This is a genomic window from Clostridium sp. TJA020, from assembly GCF_058310295.1.
Map to the genome: position 1 here is coordinate 116,914 of NZ_JBZEFC010000006.1, position 19,893 is coordinate 136,806.

The 19,893-nt window shown below is 29.6% G+C and carries 27 protein-coding genes; 1 reads left to right on the forward strand and 26 read right to left on the reverse strand.

The features are described 5' to 3' along the window. Positions 1 to 49: 49 nt before the first annotated feature. The 3 genes from AC4FQ1_RS10240 to AC4FQ1_RS10250 form a co-directional block, all read right to left on the reverse strand. Positions 50 to 1,915, reverse strand: a complete 1,866-nt coding sequence (locus tag AC4FQ1_RS10240) for a HAMP domain-containing sensor histidine kinase (RefSeq protein WP_491169614.1) — start codon at positions 1,913 to 1,915, stop codon at positions 50 to 52. Next, complete coding sequence (locus AC4FQ1_RS10245) at positions 1,893 to 2,576, reverse strand: response regulator transcription factor (RefSeq protein ID WP_303129666.1); 684 nt, start codon at positions 2,574 to 2,576, stop codon at positions 1,893 to 1,895. Before AC4FQ1_RS10245 ends, AC4FQ1_RS10240 begins: the two co-directional genes overlap by 23 nt. Before the next feature lie 83 nt (positions 2,577 to 2,659). Continuing rightward, positions 2,660 to 2,821 carry a hypothetical protein gene (locus tag AC4FQ1_RS10250; protein WP_303129663.1) on the reverse strand — a complete coding sequence of 54 codons (162 nt, stop codon included), beginning with the start codon at positions 2,819 to 2,821 and terminating at the stop codon, positions 2,660 to 2,662. 265 nt (positions 2,822 to 3,086) lie between these two features. On the opposite strand from AC4FQ1_RS10250, the gene AC4FQ1_RS10255 reads away from it, so the two are divergent. Beyond that, entirely contained in the window at positions 3,087 to 3,944 is an 858-nt protein-coding gene (locus tag AC4FQ1_RS10255; protein ID WP_303129661.1) for a YitT family protein, read from the forward strand. Positions 3,945 to 3,987: 43 nt separating this feature from the next. On the opposite strand, the gene AC4FQ1_RS10260 is transcribed toward AC4FQ1_RS10255, so the two are convergent. The 23 genes from AC4FQ1_RS10260 to rpmD all read right to left on the reverse strand — a co-directional run bounded on the left by AC4FQ1_RS10260 (position 3,988) and on the right by rpmD (position 19,886). After that, complete coding sequence (locus AC4FQ1_RS10260; RefSeq protein ID WP_303129659.1) at positions 3,988 to 4,548, reverse strand: Fe-S-containing hydro-lyase; 561 nt, start codon at positions 4,546 to 4,548, stop codon at positions 3,988 to 3,990. A gap of 10 nt (positions 4,549 to 4,558) precedes the next feature. Next, the gene (locus AC4FQ1_RS10265) at positions 4,559 to 5,401 is read right to left on the reverse strand and encodes a fumarate hydratase (RefSeq protein ID WP_303129657.1); all 843 of its coding nucleotides are present in this window, start codon (positions 5,399 to 5,401) and stop codon (positions 4,559 to 4,561) included. A gap of 211 nt (positions 5,402 to 5,612) precedes the next feature. Then, the gene (locus AC4FQ1_RS10270) at positions 5,613 to 6,272 is read right to left on the reverse strand and encodes an N-acetylmuramoyl-L-alanine amidase (protein WP_303129656.1); all 660 of its coding nucleotides are present in this window, start codon (positions 6,270 to 6,272) and stop codon (positions 5,613 to 5,615) included. A gap of 125 nt (positions 6,273 to 6,397) precedes the next feature. Further along, on the reverse strand, positions 6,398 to 8,017 hold the full coding sequence (locus AC4FQ1_RS10275; RefSeq protein ID WP_303129655.1) for a Na/Pi cotransporter family protein: 1,620 nt from the start codon (positions 8,015 to 8,017) through the stop codon (positions 6,398 to 6,400). 239 nt (positions 8,018 to 8,256) lie between these two features. Then, the gene (gene rpsI, locus AC4FQ1_RS10280) at positions 8,257 to 8,649 is read right to left on the reverse strand and encodes a 30S ribosomal protein S9 (protein WP_024615630.1); all 393 of its coding nucleotides are present in this window, start codon (positions 8,647 to 8,649) and stop codon (positions 8,257 to 8,259) included. A 28-nt stretch (positions 8,650 to 8,677) separates the two neighbouring features. Then, positions 8,678 to 9,112: a 50S ribosomal protein L13 gene (gene rplM, locus AC4FQ1_RS10285; protein ID WP_024615629.1), complete on the reverse strand. Its 435-nt coding sequence runs from the start codon at positions 9,110 to 9,112 to the stop codon at positions 8,678 to 8,680. A gap of 160 nt (positions 9,113 to 9,272) precedes the next feature. Then, on the reverse strand, positions 9,273 to 10,010 hold the full coding sequence (gene truA, locus AC4FQ1_RS10290) for a tRNA pseudouridine(38-40) synthase TruA (RefSeq protein ID WP_303129648.1): 738 nt from the start codon (positions 10,008 to 10,010) through the stop codon (positions 9,273 to 9,275). 15 nt (positions 10,011 to 10,025) lie between these two features. Then, the gene (locus AC4FQ1_RS10295; RefSeq protein ID WP_491169615.1) at positions 10,026 to 10,826 is read right to left on the reverse strand and encodes an energy-coupling factor transporter transmembrane component T family protein; all 801 of its coding nucleotides are present in this window, start codon (positions 10,824 to 10,826) and stop codon (positions 10,026 to 10,028) included. Continuing rightward, a complete protein-coding gene (locus AC4FQ1_RS10300) occupies positions 10,827 to 11,702 on the reverse strand; it encodes an energy-coupling factor transporter ATPase (protein WP_491169616.1) in 876 nt (291 codons plus the stop codon). It lies immediately after the preceding gene. Continuing rightward, on the reverse strand, positions 11,687 to 12,532 hold the full coding sequence (locus AC4FQ1_RS10305) for an energy-coupling factor transporter ATPase (RefSeq protein ID WP_303129643.1): 846 nt from the start codon (positions 12,530 to 12,532) through the stop codon (positions 11,687 to 11,689). The genes AC4FQ1_RS10300 and AC4FQ1_RS10305 overlap by 16 nt, the downstream gene beginning before the upstream one ends. A gap of 224 nt (positions 12,533 to 12,756) precedes the next feature. Next, a complete protein-coding gene (gene rplQ / locus AC4FQ1_RS10310) occupies positions 12,757 to 13,098 on the reverse strand; it encodes a 50S ribosomal protein L17 (RefSeq protein WP_303129641.1) in 342 nt (113 codons plus the stop codon). A gap of 12 nt (positions 13,099 to 13,110) precedes the next feature. Beyond that, on the reverse strand, positions 13,111 to 14,058 hold the full coding sequence (locus tag AC4FQ1_RS10315; RefSeq protein WP_024615623.1) for a DNA-directed RNA polymerase subunit alpha: 948 nt from the start codon (positions 14,056 to 14,058) through the stop codon (positions 13,111 to 13,113). 93 nt (positions 14,059 to 14,151) lie between these two features. Further along, positions 14,152 to 14,772, reverse strand: a complete 621-nt coding sequence (gene rpsD / locus AC4FQ1_RS10320) for a 30S ribosomal protein S4 (RefSeq protein ID WP_024615622.1) — start codon at positions 14,770 to 14,772, stop codon at positions 14,152 to 14,154. A gap of 28 nt (positions 14,773 to 14,800) precedes the next feature. Further along, positions 14,801 to 15,190, reverse strand: a complete 390-nt coding sequence (gene rpsK, locus AC4FQ1_RS10325) for a 30S ribosomal protein S11 (protein ID WP_303129638.1) — start codon at positions 15,188 to 15,190, stop codon at positions 14,801 to 14,803. Between the two features lie 15 nt (positions 15,191 to 15,205). Beyond that, a complete protein-coding gene (rpsM, locus tag AC4FQ1_RS10330; RefSeq protein WP_024615620.1) occupies positions 15,206 to 15,571 on the reverse strand; it encodes a 30S ribosomal protein S13 in 366 nt (121 codons plus the stop codon). Positions 15,572 to 15,805: 234 nt separating this feature from the next. Next, positions 15,806 to 15,919, reverse strand: coding sequence for a 50S ribosomal protein L36 (gene rpmJ / locus AC4FQ1_RS10335; RefSeq protein WP_003373491.1), 114 nt, complete (start codon positions 15,917 to 15,919; stop codon positions 15,806 to 15,808). Between the two features lie 39 nt (positions 15,920 to 15,958). After that, positions 15,959 to 16,177: a translation initiation factor IF-1 gene (gene infA, locus AC4FQ1_RS10340; protein WP_024615619.1), complete on the reverse strand. Its 219-nt coding sequence runs from the start codon at positions 16,175 to 16,177 to the stop codon at positions 15,959 to 15,961. A 7-nt stretch (positions 16,178 to 16,184) separates the two neighbouring features. Continuing rightward, positions 16,185 to 16,466 carry a KOW domain-containing RNA-binding protein gene (locus tag AC4FQ1_RS10345; protein WP_303129595.1) on the reverse strand — a complete coding sequence of 94 codons (282 nt, stop codon included), beginning with the start codon at positions 16,464 to 16,466 and terminating at the stop codon, positions 16,185 to 16,187. Positions 16,467 to 16,540: 74 nt separating this feature from the next. Further along, on the reverse strand, positions 16,541 to 17,290 hold the full coding sequence (gene map / locus AC4FQ1_RS10350) for a type I methionyl aminopeptidase (protein ID WP_491169617.1): 750 nt from the start codon (positions 17,288 to 17,290) through the stop codon (positions 16,541 to 16,543). Continuing rightward, positions 17,290 to 17,940 (reverse strand): adenylate kinase, encoded by a 651-nt coding sequence (locus AC4FQ1_RS10355; RefSeq protein ID WP_303129593.1) that lies wholly within the window; start codon positions 17,938 to 17,940, stop codon positions 17,290 to 17,292. Before AC4FQ1_RS10355 ends, map begins: the two co-directional genes overlap by 1 nt. Positions 17,941 to 17,964: 24 nt before the next feature. Beyond that, a complete protein-coding gene (secY, locus tag AC4FQ1_RS10360; RefSeq protein WP_303129591.1) occupies positions 17,965 to 19,242 on the reverse strand; it encodes a preprotein translocase subunit SecY in 1,278 nt (425 codons plus the stop codon). A 2-nt stretch (positions 19,243 to 19,244) separates the two neighbouring features. Beyond that, positions 19,245 to 19,685, reverse strand: a complete 441-nt coding sequence (gene rplO / locus AC4FQ1_RS10365; protein WP_491148896.1) for a 50S ribosomal protein L15 — start codon at positions 19,683 to 19,685, stop codon at positions 19,245 to 19,247. 21 nt (positions 19,686 to 19,706) lie between these two features. Further along, positions 19,707 to 19,886: a 50S ribosomal protein L30 gene (rpmD, locus tag AC4FQ1_RS10370; protein WP_303129587.1), complete on the reverse strand. Its 180-nt coding sequence runs from the start codon at positions 19,884 to 19,886 to the stop codon at positions 19,707 to 19,709. Positions 19,887 to 19,893: the final 7 nt, after the last annotated feature.

Here is a 19,893-nt window from a genome sequence, read left to right on the forward strand (position 1 = left end):
CTCCTTAAATAAATATTATTTAATATTTATTATTAATATATCACATATTTTATTTAATCTCATCTACTTTTGTATAATTATCTCCATCAAATGGTAAGAAAACATATATCTTAAATAAATCACCATCTCTTTTAATTCTAGTAACTCCATTATGAAGTTCTACTATGCTTTTTGTTATTGCAAGACCAAGACCAGAACCTTCAACAACTGAAGTTCTAGATTTATCCCCTCTTGCAAACCTTTCAAACATTTCTGTTTCATCAAACTCCATTTCATAATTTGCTACATTTTTAAATGAAATTAACGCACCATTTTCTTCTTGAATTATAGAAACATATACCCTTGTTTCTTCAAGAGAATATTTAAGTGCATTTATTACTATATTTTCAATAACTCTTGAAATCATTATTCCATCTAAATCCATTATTATTTGGTCTTCTTCACACTCTACTTTAAACTCAATTTTTTTATTTTCATATAAAGATGAATATTCACCTATAACTTGATAAATTAAAGAAACTATATCTATTTTTTCTTTTTTAAGTTGTATTTTACCTGAATTTATCTTTGATACTTCAAATAAGTCTTCTATAAGTGATTTTAATTTATTAGATTTTTTCTCTAATATCTTTAAATAATCTTTTCTTTCTTCATTTGATATTCTGTCATCTTGAAGAATATTTACATAATTTATTATTGATGTTAATGGAGTTTTTAAATCATGAGAAACATTTGATATAAGTTCTGTTTTTAACCTTTCATTTTGAAGTGCTTCTTCAACAGCTATATTATATCCTTCTTTCATTTTATTTATATTTTCAATTAATTCTCTAGTTTCTCCGCCTCCAATTTCTTTTATTGTATGCTCAAAATTACCATCATTTATTATTTTAAGGTCATCTTTAATCATTCCGATTTCTATATTTCTTTTTATTGAATACAATAAAACTATCATTTGCAACGCAATAAGTAAAAAACTTCCTTTAAAAGGATATGCTGCAAAGAAATTTACTATTATATTTTTTTCTGTTCCACCAATTGCTAAAAGATATAAGTACACTATATAAAAAATTATACTTATAACTATTGCTGTTATTAAAGTCCTTCTAGGTCCTTTATATTTAAATACATGTTTAAATACATATATTATATCTTTTATTATATTACCTCTTATTAAAACTTTTCCTTTTTTACTTAAGAATACATATAGTACTTTAAATATTAAAAATACATCTATAAGAATCATTATTATAAATAAAATAAACTCTTTTATATATGAATTTATTTTATTTACATATTTAATTTCACTTGTGTAATATATTTCTTCAAAGTTCTTAAGTATCTTTCCTGAATACTCAGGTAGATTATCATCAGGGTCGTTAATTAAATCATTAAATAAATTAACATTATTGCAACTATATGTAATTATATGATCTCCTTTATATTTTTCCTCAATAACTTTATAAAGACTGTCACCTTGAACCTTTTTTACGCCTTCAAAAAACGGATCATTTGTAAATATATCATCATTATATTTATTTCTTATTATAAAATAAATCCCCTCTGGTAATTCTTTTTGAGAATTACTTTTTGAGTAAAAACTATTATTAAAAATTTCTTTTCTTATTTCATCCTTTTGCTGTTCTGTTGAATATAATAACTTTTTTAATCCATCAGTTCTGTCATATATATCTTTACTTAAAGACTTGCTGTCTGCTTTTAATGAATTTTTGCAAAATGTACTTCTATCAAATACAGCTTCTATAACTCCAGTACCAGATTTAGTACTAGGGCTATTTTTATACTTTATTAGTGCATCCATACATATTCCTGTTATTACAATTACCAATAAAATCTCTATAAGCCAGACATTGTTAAAGTATTTTTTTACTTTATTTTTCAATCTTATATCCAATTCCCCATACCACCTTTATATACTCTGGGTCTTTTGTGTTAATTTCTATTTTTTCTCTTATTCTTCTAATATGAACTGTTACTGTATTTTCACTTTTATAAAAAGGTTCTTCCCAGACTTTTTCATAAATTTCTTTTATTGAAAAAACTCTTCCAAGATTAGATGCTAAAAGTAAAAGTATCTTATATTCTGTTGCTGTAACTTTAATCTCTTCTCCCCTAACTCTAACACTTTTAGCTATAGTATCTATTTCTAAATCTTTTACCTTTATAAAATCTTTATTATCTACTGATAATGGATTCTCATATCTTCGAAGCTGTGATTTTACTCTAGCTACTAATTCTAAATGATTAAACGGTTTTGTTATATAATCATCTGCCCCTACGTTTAATCCTAATATTTTATCTGAATCCTCACCTTTAGCAGAAAGCATTATTATAGGAATATTATTGTTTTCTCTAATTTTTAAGCACGTCTTTATACCATCTAATTTAGGCATCATTATATCAAGAATTATTAAATGCACATTTTTTTCTTCTAAAATTTCTAATGCTTCAATACCATTACTTGCATTAAATACATTTAAATTTTCACCTCTTAAGTAAATATTTATTGCATCTCTTATTTCTCTCTCATCATCTACTACTAAGATATTATACATATTAAAATAACACTCCTTCCTTATATTTATATTATCGTAATTTAGCTTAAAAAAACATCTATCTTTGTTACGAAAATATTAAACTATTTATTTTCTATTTTAGTTTCTGAATTTATTTCATTGTTAAAACTGTTACTTTTATTATTTATAGATGTCTTTATTAAAATAAAAATACATATAAAAATTAATATAAATAATATAATCTTTTTTGTCTTTAAATTTCCAGGTAATCTAACTCTATTCATAATCATAAACCTCTCTTTTTTATAATATATTTTAATTATGTTTTATTTAAATAATACTGTCTATAAATTATATCTATATAATATAGATATATCCTTTTATTTAAAGGTATTTATACTATTAATGATTATATTAACCCTATTTAGTAAATAATCCTAAATTCTAGCTAATTGTACTGCTTTTTACACATTAACTTTATTGTAAATTTTATATATAATATACGAAGGTATTTATATTTTTTTATGATAAATTTTTAGGAGAATTTTTATGATTAAACTATTAAAAAGTAAAACTTTTTTACTTGATGTAATTTTAATTTTTATTGGATGTATAATAGCTTCACTTGGAGTTAATTTATTTTTAACTCATGCTAGATTGTTAAGTGGTGGAGCTACCGGTGTTGCACTTATATTTCAATACTTAACCGGCGTCCAAGCAGGTATAGTTGTATTCTTATTAAATGTACCTTTATTTTTATTAAGCTATAAAAAACTTAGTAAATCTTTTACTCTTTATTCTGCTATTGGTATGTTATCATTATCCCTAGCACTTATTATAACAAAACCACTATCAACACTTATAGCAGTTAATGATATTTTATTATATTGTATTTATGGTGGAGTTCTTTGTGGTGCAGGATATGGAATAGTTTTTTTAAGAAACGGATCTACTGGCGGAACTGATATTATAACTATGCTTATTAGAAAAAAATACTCTAATTTTGAAATTGGTAAGCTTGGATTTATATTAAATTGTATAATAGTTATATTAGGTGCTATAATTTTCGGTATACCTAAAGCACTATATACATTACTTTCTATATTTATTCAAGGAGTTGTCTTAGATAGAGTACTTAGAGGTTTAGATAGTAAAAAACTAATGCTTATAATAACAAGTCAAAGTCAAAATGTTATAGATTTTGTTATTAAAGATATTCATAGAGGTGTTACTTCAATTCCTATTGAAGGTGAATACACTCATAAAAAAGCTAAAATGCTTTATTGTGTTGTAAAAACTAGAGAAATGGTAACTTTAAAAAATAAAATTTACGCAATTGATCCCATGGCCTTTATTACAATAATGGATACATCTGAAGTAAAGGGTAAAGGCTTTAAAACAGTGTAAATAACAAAGGTAAGAGAATACTCTCTTACCTTTTATTAATTTATTACTTGCAATATAATTTTTTATACTCTTTTCTTCCTTTTAAATAAAGATTATTTCCCTCTGAATCTATTATAACAACTACTGGAAAATCCTTAACCTCTAATTTTCTTACTGCTTCTGCACCCAAATCCTCATAAAGTATTATCTCTGATTTTACTATACTTTTTCCTATAAGTGCAGCAGCTCCTCCAATTGCTCCGAAATAAACTGCTTTATTTTTCTTTATTGATTCAATTACTTCATCATTTCTAAGGCCTTTTCCAATCATTCCTTTAAGACCTAAATCTAAAAGTTTTGGTGAATAAGCATCCATTCTATAACTAGTTGTTGGACCTGCTGATCCTATAACTTGTCCTTCTCTAGCCGGAGTTGGTCCTACATAATATATTATTTCATTTTCTATATTTATAGGTAATTTTTCATCTTTGTCTATAAGTTCTATAAGTCTTTTATGTGCCGCATCTCTTGCTGTATATATAGTCCCTGATAAAAGAACAGAATCTCCACATTTTAAATCTTTAACTTTATCAATTGTTAAAGGTGTTGTTAGTTTCTTAACCATATATCCTCCTTTATATTACCGCATCTTTATGTCTTGTTGCATGACAACTTATATTTACCGCAACTGGTAAGCCTGCTATATGTGTTGGATAAGTTTCAATATTTACTCCTATTGCAGTTGTAAGTCCTCCAAAACCTTGCGGTCCTATACCCATTTTATTTATTTCCTTTAAAAGTTCCTTTTCTAAATTCTCATAAAATTCATTCTTATTTTTCTCATTAAGATTTCTAAGTAAAGCTTTTTTTGAAAGTAATGCTGCTTTTTCAAAAGTACCACCAATCCCAACTCCAACTACCATTGGTGGACATGGATTAGGTCCTGCCTCTTCTACAGTCTTTAATATAAACTTTTTTACACCTTCTAATCCATCTGAAGGTTTTAACATAGCTATTTTACTCATATTTTCAGAACCAAATCCTTTAGGTGCAACAGTTATTTTAACTTTATCTCCACTAACAATATTATAATTAATAATGGCCGGTGTATTATCTTTAGTATTAACTCTATCAATAGGGTCTTTAACTACTGATTTTCTTAAGTATCCCTTCTCATATCCTAATTTAACACCTTCATTTATCGCATCTTCAAGATTTCCATCTATAAAATGTACATCTTGTCCAATTTCTAAAAAAATACATGCCATACCAGTATCTTGACACATAGGCATATTTTCATTTTTTGCAATATTTGAATTATCAATTATCTTTTCCAAAACATCTCTTGCTATCTCATATTGTTCATTATTCTTATAAGATATCAATCTTTCCTTTACATCATCACCTATGTAATAATTTGACGCTATACATAAATCTTTTACTGTATCTCTAACCATTTTTACACTTATTTCTCTCATAAAATCCCTCCCAATTTATAGTTTATAAATTTTCTATTAAATTTACAATATATTAATAAATATTATTTTAAAGTTTTCTTTAAAATAGATTAATCCTTTACTTTAATAATTATTAAATATACAATTTTATATTTTTTAAACTTTAAAAAGGGATTAATATTTTACATTAATCCCTAATTTCCTAGGAAATATGACTTTTGCTTTAATATTATTATTGATGCTTTTCACTAAAATATTTTTCTATACCAATTGTTATAGCCTCTACTAATTTATTTTGATATTCATCATTTTTTAAATTTTGCTCGTCTTCATAATTTGAAAGAAATCCACATTCAACTATTATACTTCCACCATCATACCCATCTCTTAATATTTTGTAATCATTTTTTGCATTTTTTGCAACCCTATTATTATTATTTTGAAGCTGTTCTTTAACAGAAAGTTGTATAGATTCAGCTAAATTTTTGCTTTTTTCATTATTAGAATACCAAACTTGAAGCCCTTTAGTATTTCCTGTTTTAAAAGCATTTTGATGTATTGATATAAAAATATCACAATCATTTTCTTTTTTCATTTTACATCTTAAATTTAAGTCTTCTATTTTCTTATTAGCTAAAGCTATATCATCTTCTCTAGTCATACTAACGTTATATCCCTTATTCTTTAAAATATCTTTAAGTTTTAAAGATATTTGAAGGTTAATATCTTTTTCTAATGTTCCATTTTTAGATTTTGTACCTCCATCATATCCACCATGACCAGGGTCTATCAATACTTTATAACTATTTTCATTATTCTCTAAAGCATTTACTCCTGTTGTTCCTAATAAAAAAAATATTAATGTTATAATAATGCTCTTTAGAAATTTCATAAACTCTCCTCCTAATTTAAGACTTATACCTCTATTATGTGATTAAGCATTTTAATTATTCTTGTAATAATTTCTATAAAAACTTTTATAAAAAAAGGACTAGATTAACTAGTCCTTAATTATTTCTAAAGTTCACTATCTTCAATAACACTTTCTGCAATATTCTTTGCATGATCACCTATTCTCTCAAAATTAGATATTAAGTCTAAGAATATAGCACCTGCATAAGCATTACACTTTCCATTATATAATCTCTTAATATGTTTCTCACTATATTCTTTCTGTGATGAATCAATTCTTTCCTCAACATTTTCAAGCGTTCTTGCTTTTTTAATATCTCTATTTTCATAACTTTCTATTGCTATTTCTAAAGCTGTTAATGTATAGTTATATATTTCTTCTAATTCCTTAATTGCATCTTCACTATACTGTAACTTCTTATTTGATCTTTGTATTGCAAGATCAGCTATATTTTCAGCATGGTCTCCAATTCTTTCAATATCATTTACTATATAAAAAGTTGATGCAACTATACTTTTTTCTTTATCTGATAATTCACATTTTGATAGTTTTACTAAATATGTTGTTATTTCTTCTTCTAAAGTATTTATTATACTTTCATTCTCATAAACCTTTTTTATCTGCTCTTCATCTTGATTCATAAAAGCACTCATTGATAACTCAAGATTTTGTTTTGCTTTATTTGCCATTCTTATAGTTTCTTTAATAACTTGTCCAGCAGCTATAACTGGTGTTTCAAGTAATCTATCATCAATGTACTTAGGACCAGCTTTTTCAATTTCATCCGTTCCTGGAACTAATTTATTTACTGCAAGAATTAAGTAATTTCTAAGTGGTAACATAATTAATGTATTAGCTATATTAAATACTGTATGTGAATTAGCTATTTGTCTTTGAACATCTCCAGGGCTCATTTGAGTGACAATGTTACCAATAATCCCTAAGAACGGTAAGAAAATTATTGTTCCTCCAACATTAAATATTAAATGTATTAAAGCTGCTTTATGGGCTGTCTTATTTGTTCCTATACTTGCAAGCATTGCTGTTATACAAGTACCAATATTACATCCAAATAATATTGGAAGAGCTGCATCTATATTTATTGCACCTGCTGTAGCAAGAGCTATAAGTATACCAGTAGTTGCTGATGAACTTTGAAGTATTGCTGTTATTGCTGCACCTGCTATAACACCTATAAACATATTATCACTAATTGCTATTACTAATTGTTCAAACATAGGTGATGCAGCAAGAGGCTTCATCGCATCGCTCATCATTCCCATTCCAGTAAATAATATACCAAATCCTAAAATTATATGTCCAATTTCTTTTCTCTTCTGAGCTTTTGCCATCATTACAATAGCTGCACCAACAAAAACAAAAATTGGAGCTATATCATCAAGTTTAAAAGCAACTAATTGAGCTGTTATAGTCGTACCTATATTAGCTCCCATTATTACACCAGCTGCTTGAGCTAAATTCATTAATCCTGCATTAACAAATCCAACTACCATTACTGTTGTTGCACTAGAACTTTGTATTACAGCAGTAACTGCTGCACCAACTAATACTGCAACTAATGGATTTGATGTAACTTTTTCAAGAATCTTTTTCAAACCCTCTCCAGCAGCATTTTCAAGACCATCTCCCATTAATTTCATTCCATAAAGAAATAGTCCTAATCCTCCCATTAAAGTTATAACTGTTGTAACTATAGAATTCAATATTGTTTCCTCCATCTACAATTTATTAATCATCTATTTAAATCATTAATTTTATGACTTAAGTGTACATTATTTATTAACATTTGTTAATATTAATAAATATTTTTTAACGTAGATTTAATATAAGGTTACATTTTCTTACAATTAAAATTTTGTAGAGATATTTATATAAATTGGTACAAAAAAAGAAGTATATACTGAGTATATACTTCTCTTTCCTGATATCCGTACCCCAAATATTATCTCTTTGAGAATTGTGGAGCTCTTCTTGCTTTTTTAAGACCGTATTTCTTTCTTTCAACCATTCTTGGGTCTCTAGTTAAGAATCCAGCTTTCTTTAATTCTGATTTTAAAGCTTCATCTGATTTAACTAATGCTCTAGCTATTCCGTGTCTGATTGCTCCAGCTTGACCTGTGAATCCTCCACCGTGAACATTAACTAATACGTCAAACTTATCTTTAGTTCCAGTTAAAACTAAAGGTTGGTTTACGATAACTCTTAAAGTTTCTAAACCAAAGAAGTTTTCGATTTCTCTCTTATTTATAACTACTTTACCGTTTCCAGGTACTAGTCTTACTCTTGCAACTGATTTCTTTCTTCTACCAGTTCCCATGTATTGAACTTTTGCCATTTTAAATCCTCCTCCCGAGTTTCCGTTATTAGTATCTTAATTCTAATACTTCTGGTTTTTGAGCTTGATGGTTATGCTCTTCGCCTCTGTATACATTTAATTTCTTTAACATTTTTCTTCCTAAAACTCCGCTTGGAAGCATTCTTCTAACTGCTTCTTCAAAAGCGAATTCAGGCTTCTTGTCAAGAACTTCTCTGTATGGAATTTCTTTTAATCCACCAACGTATAAGCTGTGCTTTCTCATCATTTTTTGATCTAACTTCTTACCAGTTAAAACAACTTTTTCAGCATTGATTACGATAACGAAATCTCCGCAGTCAACATTTGGTGTAAATGTTGGCTTATTTTTTCCTCTTAAGATTGAAGCAACTTGGCTAGCAACTCTTCCTAGTGGCTTACCAGCAGCATCAACAACATACCATTTTCTTTCAACTTCTTGTGCTTTTGCAATGTATGATTTCATCTATGTTTCCCTCCTTGAACTTACGATTAGCAATATGTAATATTGCATTTATGTTAAGATCTTTCAAACTAGATCTTATATACATAAATATTCTAACAAACATACACTATTATAATACACGCTTACGGGCGTGTCAATGTATTTATTTAAAATTTTTATATTAATAATAAACTTTTTCTAAAAGAAGCCCATTAGCCGGAACACAAAAACCAGAACGTTCTCTTTTACCTTCATTTATTATTGATTTTATATCATTTGAAGCTATTTTTCCTCTTCCAACTTCAATTAAAGTTCCAACTATTATTCTAACCATATTATATAAAAAACCATCAGCAGTTACATATATCTTTATTATGTTATTATCATTTTCTATATGTAAATCTTTAATGGTTCTAACGGATGTTTTCACAGAACTTCCGCTACTTTTAAAAGCACTAAAATCATGAGTTCCTATAAAATAATTACAGGCTTTCTTCATTTCTTCTATATTCAATACTTCTCTTACATGATAAGAATAATTTCTATATAAAGAAACCTTCTCAAATCTATTTATGATAGTATAACAATATGTTTTTCCTTTGCTATCATATCTTGCATGAAACTCTTTGTCTACTTCTTCTGATTTTATTATGGCTATATCATCTGGAAGCTTTGTATTTATAGCTTCTCTAAACTTATCTGCTGGAACTCTACTATCTGTTAAGAAATTAGCTACCATACCTTTTGCGTGAACCCCTGAATCTGTCCTAGAACTTCCTATTAATGAAACTTCTTTCTTTACAATTTTTTGTATAGCTTTTTCTAATACTTCTTGAATAGTTTTACTATTATTCTTTTGTTTTTGCCATCCAAAATAATTTGTTCCGTCATATTCTATTGTAAGCTTTATATTTTTCATCTAAAATCACCTTTACTAGTAAATTCTAATAATTATACTAATTATAAATAAAACACCAAATATAACCCATGCTATAAAGTCATTTTTAGTAAACTTTAATTGCTTCATTCTAGTTCTTCCTGAGCCACCTCTATAACATCTTGCTTCCATAGCCATAGCAAGTTCATCAGCTCTTCTAAACGAACTAATAAATAAAGGTACTAAAAGTGGTATTAAACTCTTTGCTTTTTGAATTATTCCACCTGATTCAAAATCTGCTCCTCTAGCTTTTTGCGCTTTCATTATTTTATCCGTTTCATCCATTAATGTTGGTATAAATCTTAATGCTATAGTCATCATCATAGCTAATTCATGTGCTAATTCTTTTCCTATAGGTCTAAGCAGTCTTTCTATACCGTCTGTTAACTCTATAGGTGATGTTGTTAAAGTAAGAAGTGAAGTTCCAACAACTAAGAATATTAATCTAAGAGCCATAAATACAGCAGTTCTAACGCCCTCTGTATAAATTTTCAAAAATCCAAAATGGAATAATAAAGTATCTTCAGTTCCTCTTATCATAAATATATTAAGTATTGATGTAAATGCAACTAAAAAGATAATTGGTTTTAATCCCTTTAATATAAATTTTGGTGGCACCTTTGAATTTATAATTACTGCTACAATAAAAGCTACAACAAAAATATACCCCACAAACTTATCTATTATAAATAAAGATACTATAAAAAGTAATGATATTAATATCTTTGTTCTAGGGTCTAATTTATGTGTAAATGATTCTCCTGGTACATATTGCCCTATAGTTATATCTTTTATCACCTATTTCACTCCCTCACTATTTTTATTATTTTTAAATATCTTTAATAATTCTTTTTTGCACTGCTCTATTGTATACACTTCATCACTTACATTAAACCCTTTATTTCTAAGTTCTCTCATAAGATAAGTAACTTGTGGTACACCAAGTCCTATCTTTTCTAGTGTATCAACTTCTTTAAAAACTTCTGAAGGAGTACCTTGTAAAGCCACCTTTCCTTTATTCATAACTATTACTTTTTCTGCTATTTTAGCTACATCTTCCATACTATGACTTACAAGTATTATTGTCATATTATATTTTTCATGAAGAATCTTTATCTGATTTAATATATCATCTCTTCCCTTCGGGTCTAACCCTGCTGTAGGCTCATCCAAAATTAAAATTTTTGGTTCCATAGCTACAACTCCTGCTATAGCTACTCTTCTCTTCTGACCTCCACTTAAATCAAATGGAGACTTATTCTTATAAAACTCATAATCAAGACCAACCATTTCCATTGATTTTATTACACGTCTATGTATCTCATCTTTATCTAAACCTAAATTTGTAGGACCATATGATATATCCTTTTCAATGGTTTCCTCGAATAACTGGTATTCCGGATATTGAAATACCAAACCAACCTTTTTTCTAACATCTGAAAGCTTCACACCTTCTTTTGTTATATCATCACCATCTACAATAATTTTACCTGATGTTGCTTCTAATAATCCATTCATATGTTGTATTAATGTTGATTTTCCTGAACCAGTATGACCTATTAAAGCAACAAATTCCCCATCTTTTATATCTATATTTACATCATCTAACGCTTTTTTTTCAAAAGGCCCATTTTGCATATATACATGTGTTAAATTCTCTATTTTAATTGACATAACGCATTCACCATCTCATCTACATTTATTATTTTGCTATCTAAATTTATACCTTCTTTTGATAATTCATAACTTAACTCTGTTACTTGTGGCACATCTAACCCAATTTTTTTCATAAGCTCTACCTTGGAAAAAACCTCTTTTGGAGTTCCCCCCATAATAAGCTTCCCATCGTCCATAACTACTATTCTATCAGCTTCAGCAGCTTCATCCATATAATGAGTTATTAAAACGATTGTAATACCATATTCTTTATTTATCTCTTTTATATTCTTTATAACTTCTTTTCTGCCTGATGGATCAAGCATTGCTGTTGGTTCATCAAATATTATACATTCAGGCTTCATAGCTAATATTCCTGCTATAGCAACCCTTTGTTTTTGTCCTCCTGATAAAAGGTGCGGAGCGTGTCTTTTATATTCACTCATTCCAACCTTTTCTAAACTTTCATCAACACGTTTTCGTATTTCTTTAGGATCTATTCCTAAATTCTCAGGTCCAAAGGCTACATCTTCCTCAACTATTGTTGCTACCATTTGATTATCTGGATTTTGAAATACCATACCAGCCTTAGCTCTAACATCCCATATTCTCTCTTCATCCTTTGTATTAATTCCATCAACATAAACAACACCATCTGTAGGTAAAAGTAAAGCATTCATATGTTTAGCAAGCGTTGATTTACCTGAACCATTATGTCCTAATACAACTAAAAATTCACCCTTTTTAACTGTTAAATCAACACCATTAATAGCATATTTTTCAATACCCTCTTCATGTGATGTATACTTAAAAACTAAATTCTCACATTTTATCATTTCTTGACTCATTTGGTCCTCCATAAAATTATACTAACTATTATTTTATTTGCTATTTAAATAATATACTATATACAAGTGTAATTTAAATGTATATACATTTAAGAATATTATATACCATAAATTTCAACTTTCAACTGTATTCAGAATATTTAAATCATTACACCTCTATATAATTTACTTTTATATATAACAAAACGGGGACTAAGATCACATCTTAATCCCCATCAAAATGATTAAACTAATTCAAGTATAACCATTTCTGCTCCGTCTCCTCTTCTAGGACCTTTTTTATACATTCTTGTATATCCACCGTTTCTTTCAGTGTATTGTGGAGCTATATTATCAAATAAATGTTTTACTACAGCTTCTTCTTGAACAAAAGCTAATACTTGTCTTCTAGCGTGAAGATCTCCTCTTTTAGCAAGAGTGATCATTTTTTCAGCTAAACTTCTAGTTTCTTTTGCTCTAGTTTCAGTTGTTTCAATCTTACCATGCTTTAAAAAACTAGTTACTAAGTTTCTTAGCATAGCTCTTCTTTGGTCTGATGAAAGACCTAACTTACGATTAACTGCCATGGATTTACCTCCTTACTCGTCGCCTAGCTTTAAGCTTAAGCCTAACTCTTTAAGCTTCTTTTCAACTTCTTCTAAGGATTTCTTTCCTAGATTTCTTACCTTCATCATATCATCCATTGATCTGTTAGCAAGTTCTTGAACTGTATTTATACCAGCTCTCTTTAAACAGTTATATGATCTAACTGATAAGTCAAGCTCTTCTACAGTCATCTCTAGTACTTTTTCCTTTTTATCTTCTTCTTTTTCTATCATAATTTCAACATCATTAGTCTCATCTGTTAATGACATGAATAATTTAAAATGTTCTATTAAGATTTTAGCTGATAAGCTTATAGCTTCATCAATCTTTATAGTTCCATTAGTCCAAATTTCAAGTGTTAACTTATCGTAATCAGTAATTTGACCAACTCTAGTATTTTCTACTTTAAAGTTAACTCTCTTAACTGGTGTATATATTGAATCAACAGCTATTGCTGATATTGGTAGATCTTCACTCTTATTTTTATTTTGAGTAACATATCCTCTACCTCTGTTTACAGTTAACTCCATATAAAGTCTTCCGTCGTTGTCTAAAGTTGCTATATGTAAATCTTTATTAACAACCTCAACATCTCCATCAGTTTTTATATCTGCTCCTGTAACAACACCAGGTCCCTTTGCATCTATATATATAGTTTTTGGACCTTCACCATTCATTCTTAAAGCTAAAGCTTTAATGTTAAGAATTATTTCTGTAACATCTTCTTTAACTCCTTGTATTGTAGAAAACTCATGAAGTACACCATCAATTTTAACTGAAGTAGTTGCAACTCCAGGTAATGATGATAATAATATTCTTCTTAGGGCATTTCCTAATGTAATACCATATCCTCTTTCTAATGGTTCAACAACGTACTTACCATAAGTACCGTCTTCATTTGCCTCTACACATTCAATTATTGGCTTTTCGATTTCTAACATACGAACCCTCCTTATTTTTAAAATGGCAACCTTATTCTGAGGGCAACTGATTCTATATTTGTTATAAATTTATATTTCTAACAAATACTACAATTATTTGCTGTATAACTCAACGATAAGAGTTTCATTAACTGGTACGTCAATATCTTCTCTTGTTGGTTCAGCAACTACTTTGCCTTCGTAGTTTTCAACGTTAGCTTCTAACCATTTTGGTAAAGTCTTTGGATTTTCAACGAAAGTTTTGAACTTTTCGCTTCCTCTACTCTTTTCAGCAACAGTTATTACATCGTTAACTGATACTCTGTATGAAGGAATGTCAACTCTCTTACCATTTACTAAGAAATGTCCGTGGTTAACTAATTGTCTTGCTTCTTTTCTTGAAGCTCCGTATCCTAATCTATAAACAACGTTATCTAATCTTAATTCTAATAACATTAATAAGTTTTCACCAGTGATACCCTTCATGTGTTCAGCCTTTTCATAGTATGATCTGAATTGACCTTCTAACACTCCGTATATTCTTCTAGCTTTTTGCTTTTCTCTAAGTTGTACACCATAGTTAGATAATTTCTTTCTAGCTGCTCCGTGTTGTCCTGGTGCATAACTTCTTCTTGTGAAAGCACATTTATCTGTATAACATCTATCCCCTTTAAGGAATAATTTCATGCCTTCTCTTCTACATAATCTACATGTAGCTCCAGTATATCTTGCCATTAATTACACCTCCTGTATGAATCAAATACTAGACTCTTCTTCTTTTTGGTGGTCTACATCCGTTGTGTGGGATTGGAGTAACATCTTTTATTAAAGTTACTTCTAATCCTGCTGCTTGTAATGATCTGATTGCTGCTTCTCTTCCAGCACCAGGTCCTTTTACATATACTTCAACGCTCTTTAAACCGTGTTCCATTGCTGCATTAGCTGCAGTTTCTGCTGCCATTTGTGCTGCGAATGGTGTACTTTTTCTTGATCCTCTGAAACCTAGAGCTCCAGCACTTGACCATGATAACGCATTTCCTTGAGCGTCTGTTAAAGTAACTATTGAATTGTTGAAAGTTGACTTGATATGTGCTGCACCATGTTCAACATTTTTTCTATCTTTTCTTCTTCTAGTTTTTTTAACCTTTGCCATTGCTTTCCCTCCTAACTATTTCTTTTTGTTTGCAATAGTCTTCTTTGGACCTTTTCTTGTTCTTGCATTAGTCTTAGTTTTTTGTCCTCTTACTGGAAGACCTTTTCTATGTCTAATTCCTCTATAACATCCAATTTCTACTAATCTCTTGATGTTTAAAGCTACTTCTCTTCTTAAGTCTCCTTCGATAGTAAGATCCTTAATGTAAGTTCTTAAAGCATTAACTTCATCTTCAGTTAAATCCTTAACTCTTGTGTCTGGATTTATTCCTGTAGCTGCTAATATTTTATGAGAAGTAGATAATCCTATTCCATAAATATAAGTTAAACCTATTTCAACTCTTTTTTCTCTTGGTAGGTCTATACCTGCTATTCTTGCCATTAAAATTTACACCTCCTGGTAATTGAAATGCCTAAAAATTTATTATCTTCAATCTTTGAAGATATGAATATATATAATAAAATTTTAGGTAATAGAGAAAATTTTCTCTATTATCAGCCGCTCCTAAAATCTAATTATTTAATTAAATGCCTATATAATGATATTTGACTTTGACAAAAAAGTCAATAAATTTTAAATACCTAATCTGTATTTTTTGTCTAATATTTATCTATATTAGCCTTGTTTTTGCTTGTGCTTTGGATTTTCACAGATTACCATTACTCTTCCTTTTCTTTTAATTACTTTGCACTTTTCGCAAATAGGCTTAACTGATGGTCTTACTTTCATCGCTAACCCTCCTTGTAATATTTGATAGACTATCCTATCTTATTTTGCTCTCCAAGTAATTCTACCTTTTGTTAAGTCATATGGAGAAAGCTCCACTGTAACTTTATCACCAGGTAAAATTCTTATGAAGTTCATTCTTAATTTTCCTGATATATGTGCTAGAATTTTGTGCCCACTTTCAAGTTCAACTTGGAAGTTAGCATTAGGTAAGGATTCTAAAACGACTCCTTGCATTTCTATAACATCATCTTTTGACATAAGGTAATCAACCCTCCTTAACAATGCCTTTTAATTTTAAAAATCTCTTAATTTTTAAGTCAGTATCTTTCCTATCGCTGACAATGGCTGATTTTATTTGTTCATCTATATCTTCCAAAATTCTCAAATGCTTAACCTGTTTTTTCTTAGGTTTATTGATTGTTTTTGTATCACCATTTGATAATAACACAAACTTATCATCAATTACATCTATTATTATATATAAATGATTTTTATCTCTACCAGCTAAAGAAAGTACTACCTTCCCAATCAAGTCATTGTTTTGCAAATTTTTCACCTCGATGATTACCTTAGCAATAAACTGCTCCAATAACTTAAGCAAATTTATAACTAAGCAACACTTTATTTAACTAGTGTTAATATTTCGGGACCATCTGGTAAAATTGCAACTGTATTTTCGTAATGTGCTGACAGTTTTCCATCACTTGTTACAACCGTCCAATTATCTTTTAAAGTTCTTACTCTAAAGGATCCTTCATTAACCATTGGTTCTATAGCTAAAACCATGCCCTTTGTAAGTATTGGACCTCTACCTGGTCTACCGAAATTTGGTACTTCAGGATCTTCATGTAGATCTCTGCCTATCCCGTGTCCTACAAAACTTTTCACAACTGAAAATCCATTTGATTCAACATAATTTTGTATTCCACTAGATATATCTGATAATCTATTTCCAATTTGAGCGAACTTAATTCCCTCAAAGAAACAATCTCTTGTAACTTGTATAAGCTTTTTTGCACTTTCTGAAACATTTCCTAAAGGAAAAGTTCTCGCTGCATCTCCATGATAACCATCAATTAAAGCTCCACAATCGATACTGACTATGTCACCATCTTTTAATATGTAACCTCCCGGTATACCATGAACTACTTGCTCATTAACAGAAATACATAATGTAGCTGGAAAACCATATAATCCTTTGAAAGATGGTATAGCTCCTTGCTCTATTATAAACTTTTCTGCTATTGTATCCAATTCTTTAGTGCTTATACCTGGTTTTATATTTTTTTCTAATAATAGAAGTGTTTCTCCTACTATTTTTCCTGCTTTTCTCATCAGGTTAAGTGCTAAATCATCTTTAATTTGAATCATTATTTAGCGCTTCCTAATATATCGCATATACTTTCAAATACTTCATTAATGGCTTTTGTTCCATCAACTGTTGAAAGTAAATTCTTTTCTCTGTAAAAATCAATTAGTGGTTGAGTTTGCTTTTCGTATACGTCAAGTCTTTCTTTTACAGTTTCTTCTGTATCATCTTTTCTTTGTACTATATCACTACCACAAAGATCACATTTTCCTTCAACCGCTGGTGGATTGAACTTAACGTGATAACTTGCTCCGCATGCTGGGCATACTCTTCTTCCAGTCATTCTTTCTAGTATGAATTCACTTGGAACTTCAATACATAGCGCTGTATCTAATCCCTCATTTCTACTATCTAAGAACTCTTGTAGAGCTTCAGCTTGAGCAACTGTTCTTGGAAAACCATCTAATAGGTATCCATTTTTACAGTCTTCTTCTTGAAGTCTATCTTTAACCATATCTATAGTTACTGAATCCGGTACTAATTGCCCGTTATCCATATATTTTTTAGCTTCAATTCCTAAAGGAGTATTTTCTGAAATATTCTTTCTAAAAATATCTCCTGTTGAAATATGTGGAATTGAATATCTATTACTAATTGATTTTGCCTGTGTTCCTTTTCCTGCTCCAGGAGGACCTAGTAAAATAATTTTCACGGGCATCATCTCCATTATTTAATCTTATTTAAGAAATCCTTTGTAGTGTCTCATTATCATTTGTGATTCTAGTTTTCTTGTGAAATCTAGAGCAACACTCACTACAATAAGAAGTGCTGTTCCCCCAAATTGTATTCCTTTGAATGCAGTATAGTTATTTATAACTATTGGTGTTACAGCAAGTAGTGCTGCAAATATTCCACCTATGAAAGATACTCTATTAAGAATACTTTCAAAGTATAAAGTTGTAGGCTCACCTGGTCTAATACCCGGTATAAATCCAGCAGATTTATGCAAGTTCTCTGACATTTCTTCTGGTTTAAATGTAACTTGAGTATAGAACCATGTAAAGAATATAGTTAATATTGAATAAACGATTGGATACATCCAAGTTTTGCTATTAAATATACTCCAAGGACTACTAGTAACCCATTTTGCCCATTCATGTTGTGGAAAGAATCCAGCAATTGTTGGTAGGAATTGCATTACTGACATAGCAAATATTATTGCTATTACAGCTGATCCTACAATGCTTAAAGGAATATGAGTTGACTGTCCCTTCATAACCTTGTTCCCAACTGCCTTGCCTGCGTATTGCACAGGAATTCTTCTTTCAGCAAGTGAGAAGAATATTACTCCTGCAAGTGTTGCTAAAGCAAACACTATAAATAATGCTATTTCTACAATACTTATTTCTCCTGAGTTTTCTAAAATCATCATAGACTTAAGTGTCATTGGTAATCTAGAAACTATATTTACAAATATTAAGATTGAAACACCGTTTCCAAAACCTTTAACGGTAATTTGGTCTCCTAACCACATACAGAATGTAGATCCAACAACTAATGCTAAAATGACTACTATCATTTGTACAGTTTTCATACCAATGGTTGCTCCCATTTGAGAAATAGTAGCATACATTCCAAATGCAAGAATTACTGCAATTACAATAGATACATATCTAGTAGCATTTTGTATCTTTTTCCTACCTTCTTCACCTTCTTTTTGAAGTTGTTCTAATGAAGGTATCGCGATTGTTAAAAGCTGCATTATAATTGATGCATTGATGTATGGCATTACACCAAGAGCAAAAATACTAAATCTACTGAAGGCTCCTCCTGATATTAAATCATAGAAACCCATCAAATTACCTGATTGAGTTAAACTTTTTAAATAATCAGCGCTAATCCCAGGAACAGGAATATGACTTCCCATCCTAAAGATTGCCACTAAAAATATTGTCCAGTAAAATCTCTTCCTTAACTCAGGTACCTTCCAGGCGTTACGTAGGGTTGATAGCATTCTTATTTCACCTCAACTTTTCCTCCAGCTGCTTCGATTTTTTCGATAGCAGATTTTGAGAACTTACATCCTTTTACAGTTAAGTTCTTTTCTAAGTTTCCGTTTCCAAGAATTTTTACTCCGTCCATAACTTTAGAAATAACTCTTCTTTCTAATAATACTTCTGGAGTAACTTCTGTACCATCTTCGAAGATATTTAATCTATCTACATTAATGCTAACGATCTTTTTAGCGAAGATATTAGTGAATCCTCTCTTAGGAAGTCTTCTGTATAATGGCATTTGACCACCTTCGAATCCTGGTCTAACTCCACCACCTGATCTAGCGTTTTGTCCTTTTTCACCTTTACCAGCGTTTCTTCCTAAACCTGAACCAGTTCCTCTTCCTACTCTCTTAGGAGCTTTTCTGCTTCCAGCTGCTGGTTTTAATTCATGAAGTTTCATACGTCTTGCACCTCCTCTTTATTATACTTCTTCTACTTTTAACATGTAGCTTATCTTTTTGATCATACCATTGATTTGAGGAGTTCCCTCATGCTCTACTGTTTTACCTATTTTCTTAAGTCCAAGGGCATTTGCAGTAGCGATATGGTCTTTTTTTCTACCGATTAAGCTTTTTACAAGAGTAACTCTTAACTTAGCCATGCAATTT

What these genes read in the sequence shown, in the direction of transcription:
- AC4FQ1_RS10245 (WP_303129666.1), bottom strand. Translation starts at nt 2,576, where the DNA reads ATGTATAATATCTTAGTAGTAGATGATGAGAGAGAAATAAGAGATGCA.
- AC4FQ1_RS10250 (WP_303129663.1), bottom strand. Translation starts at nt 2,821, where the DNA reads ATGAATAGAGTTAGATTACCTGGAAATTTAAAGACAAAAAAGATTATA.
- AC4FQ1_RS10255 (WP_303129661.1), top strand. Translation starts at nt 3,087, where the DNA reads ATGATTAAACTATTAAAAAGTAAAACTTTTTTACTTGATGTAATTTTA.
- AC4FQ1_RS10260 (WP_303129659.1), bottom strand. Translation starts at nt 4,548, where the DNA reads ATGGTTAAGAAACTAACAACACCTTTAACAATTGATAAAGTTAAAGAT.
- AC4FQ1_RS10265 (WP_303129657.1), bottom strand. Translation starts at nt 5,401, where the DNA reads ATGAGAGAAATAAGTGTAAAAATGGTTAGAGATACAGTAAAAGATTTA.
- AC4FQ1_RS10270 (WP_303129656.1), bottom strand. Translation starts at nt 6,272, where the DNA reads ATGAAATTTCTAAAGAGCATTATTATAACATTAATATTTTTTTTATTA.
- rpsI (WP_024615630.1), bottom strand. Translation starts at nt 8,649, where the DNA reads ATGGCAAAAGTTCAATACATGGGAACTGGTAGAAGAAAGAAATCAGTT.
- rplM (WP_024615629.1), bottom strand. Translation starts at nt 9,112, where the DNA reads ATGAAATCATACATTGCAAAAGCACAAGAAGTTGAAAGAAAATGGTAT.
- truA (WP_303129648.1), bottom strand. Translation starts at nt 10,010, where the DNA reads ATGAAAAATATAAAGCTTACAATAGAATATGACGGAACAAATTATTTT.
- AC4FQ1_RS10300 (WP_491169616.1), bottom strand. Translation starts at nt 11,702, where the DNA reads ATGTCAATTAAAATAGAGAATTTAACACATGTATATATGCAAAATGGG.
- AC4FQ1_RS10305 (WP_303129643.1), bottom strand. Translation starts at nt 12,532, where the DNA reads ATGAGTCAAGAAATGATAAAATGTGAGAATTTAGTTTTTAAGTATACA.
- rplQ (WP_303129641.1), bottom strand. Translation starts at nt 13,098, where the DNA reads ATGGCAGTTAATCGTAAGTTAGGTCTTTCATCAGACCAAAGAAGAGCT.
- AC4FQ1_RS10315 (WP_024615623.1), bottom strand. Translation starts at nt 14,058, where the DNA reads ATGTTAGAAATCGAAAAGCCAATAATTGAATGTGTAGAGGCAAATGAA.
- rpsD (WP_024615622.1), bottom strand. Translation starts at nt 14,772, where the DNA reads ATGGCAAGATATACTGGAGCTACATGTAGATTATGTAGAAGAGAAGGC.
- rpsK (WP_303129638.1), bottom strand. Translation starts at nt 15,190, where the DNA reads ATGGCAAAGGTTAAAAAAACTAGAAGAAGAAAAGATAGAAAAAATGTT.
- rpsM (WP_024615620.1), bottom strand. Translation starts at nt 15,571, where the DNA reads ATGGCAAGAATAGCAGGTATAGACCTACCAAGAGAAAAAAGAGTTGAA.
- rpmJ (WP_003373491.1), bottom strand. Translation starts at nt 15,919, where the DNA reads ATGAAAGTAAGACCATCAGTTAAGCCTATTTGCGAAAAGTGCAAAGTA.
- infA (WP_024615619.1), bottom strand. Translation starts at nt 16,177, where the DNA reads ATGTCAAAAGATGATGTTATAGAAATGCAAGGAGTCGTTTTAGAATCC.
- map (WP_491169617.1), bottom strand. Translation starts at nt 17,290, where the DNA reads ATGATTCAAATTAAAGATGATTTAGCACTTAACCTGATGAGAAAAGCA.
- secY (WP_303129591.1), bottom strand. Translation starts at nt 19,242, where the DNA reads ATGCTATCAACCCTACGTAACGCCTGGAAGGTACCTGAGTTAAGGAAG.
- rplO (WP_491148896.1), bottom strand. Translation starts at nt 19,685, where the DNA reads ATGAAACTTCATGAATTAAAACCAGCAGCTGGAAGCAGAAAAGCTCCT.
- rpmD (WP_303129587.1), bottom strand. Translation starts at nt 19,886, where the DNA reads ATGGCTAAGTTAAGAGTTACTCTTGTAAAAAGCTTAATCGGTAGAAAA.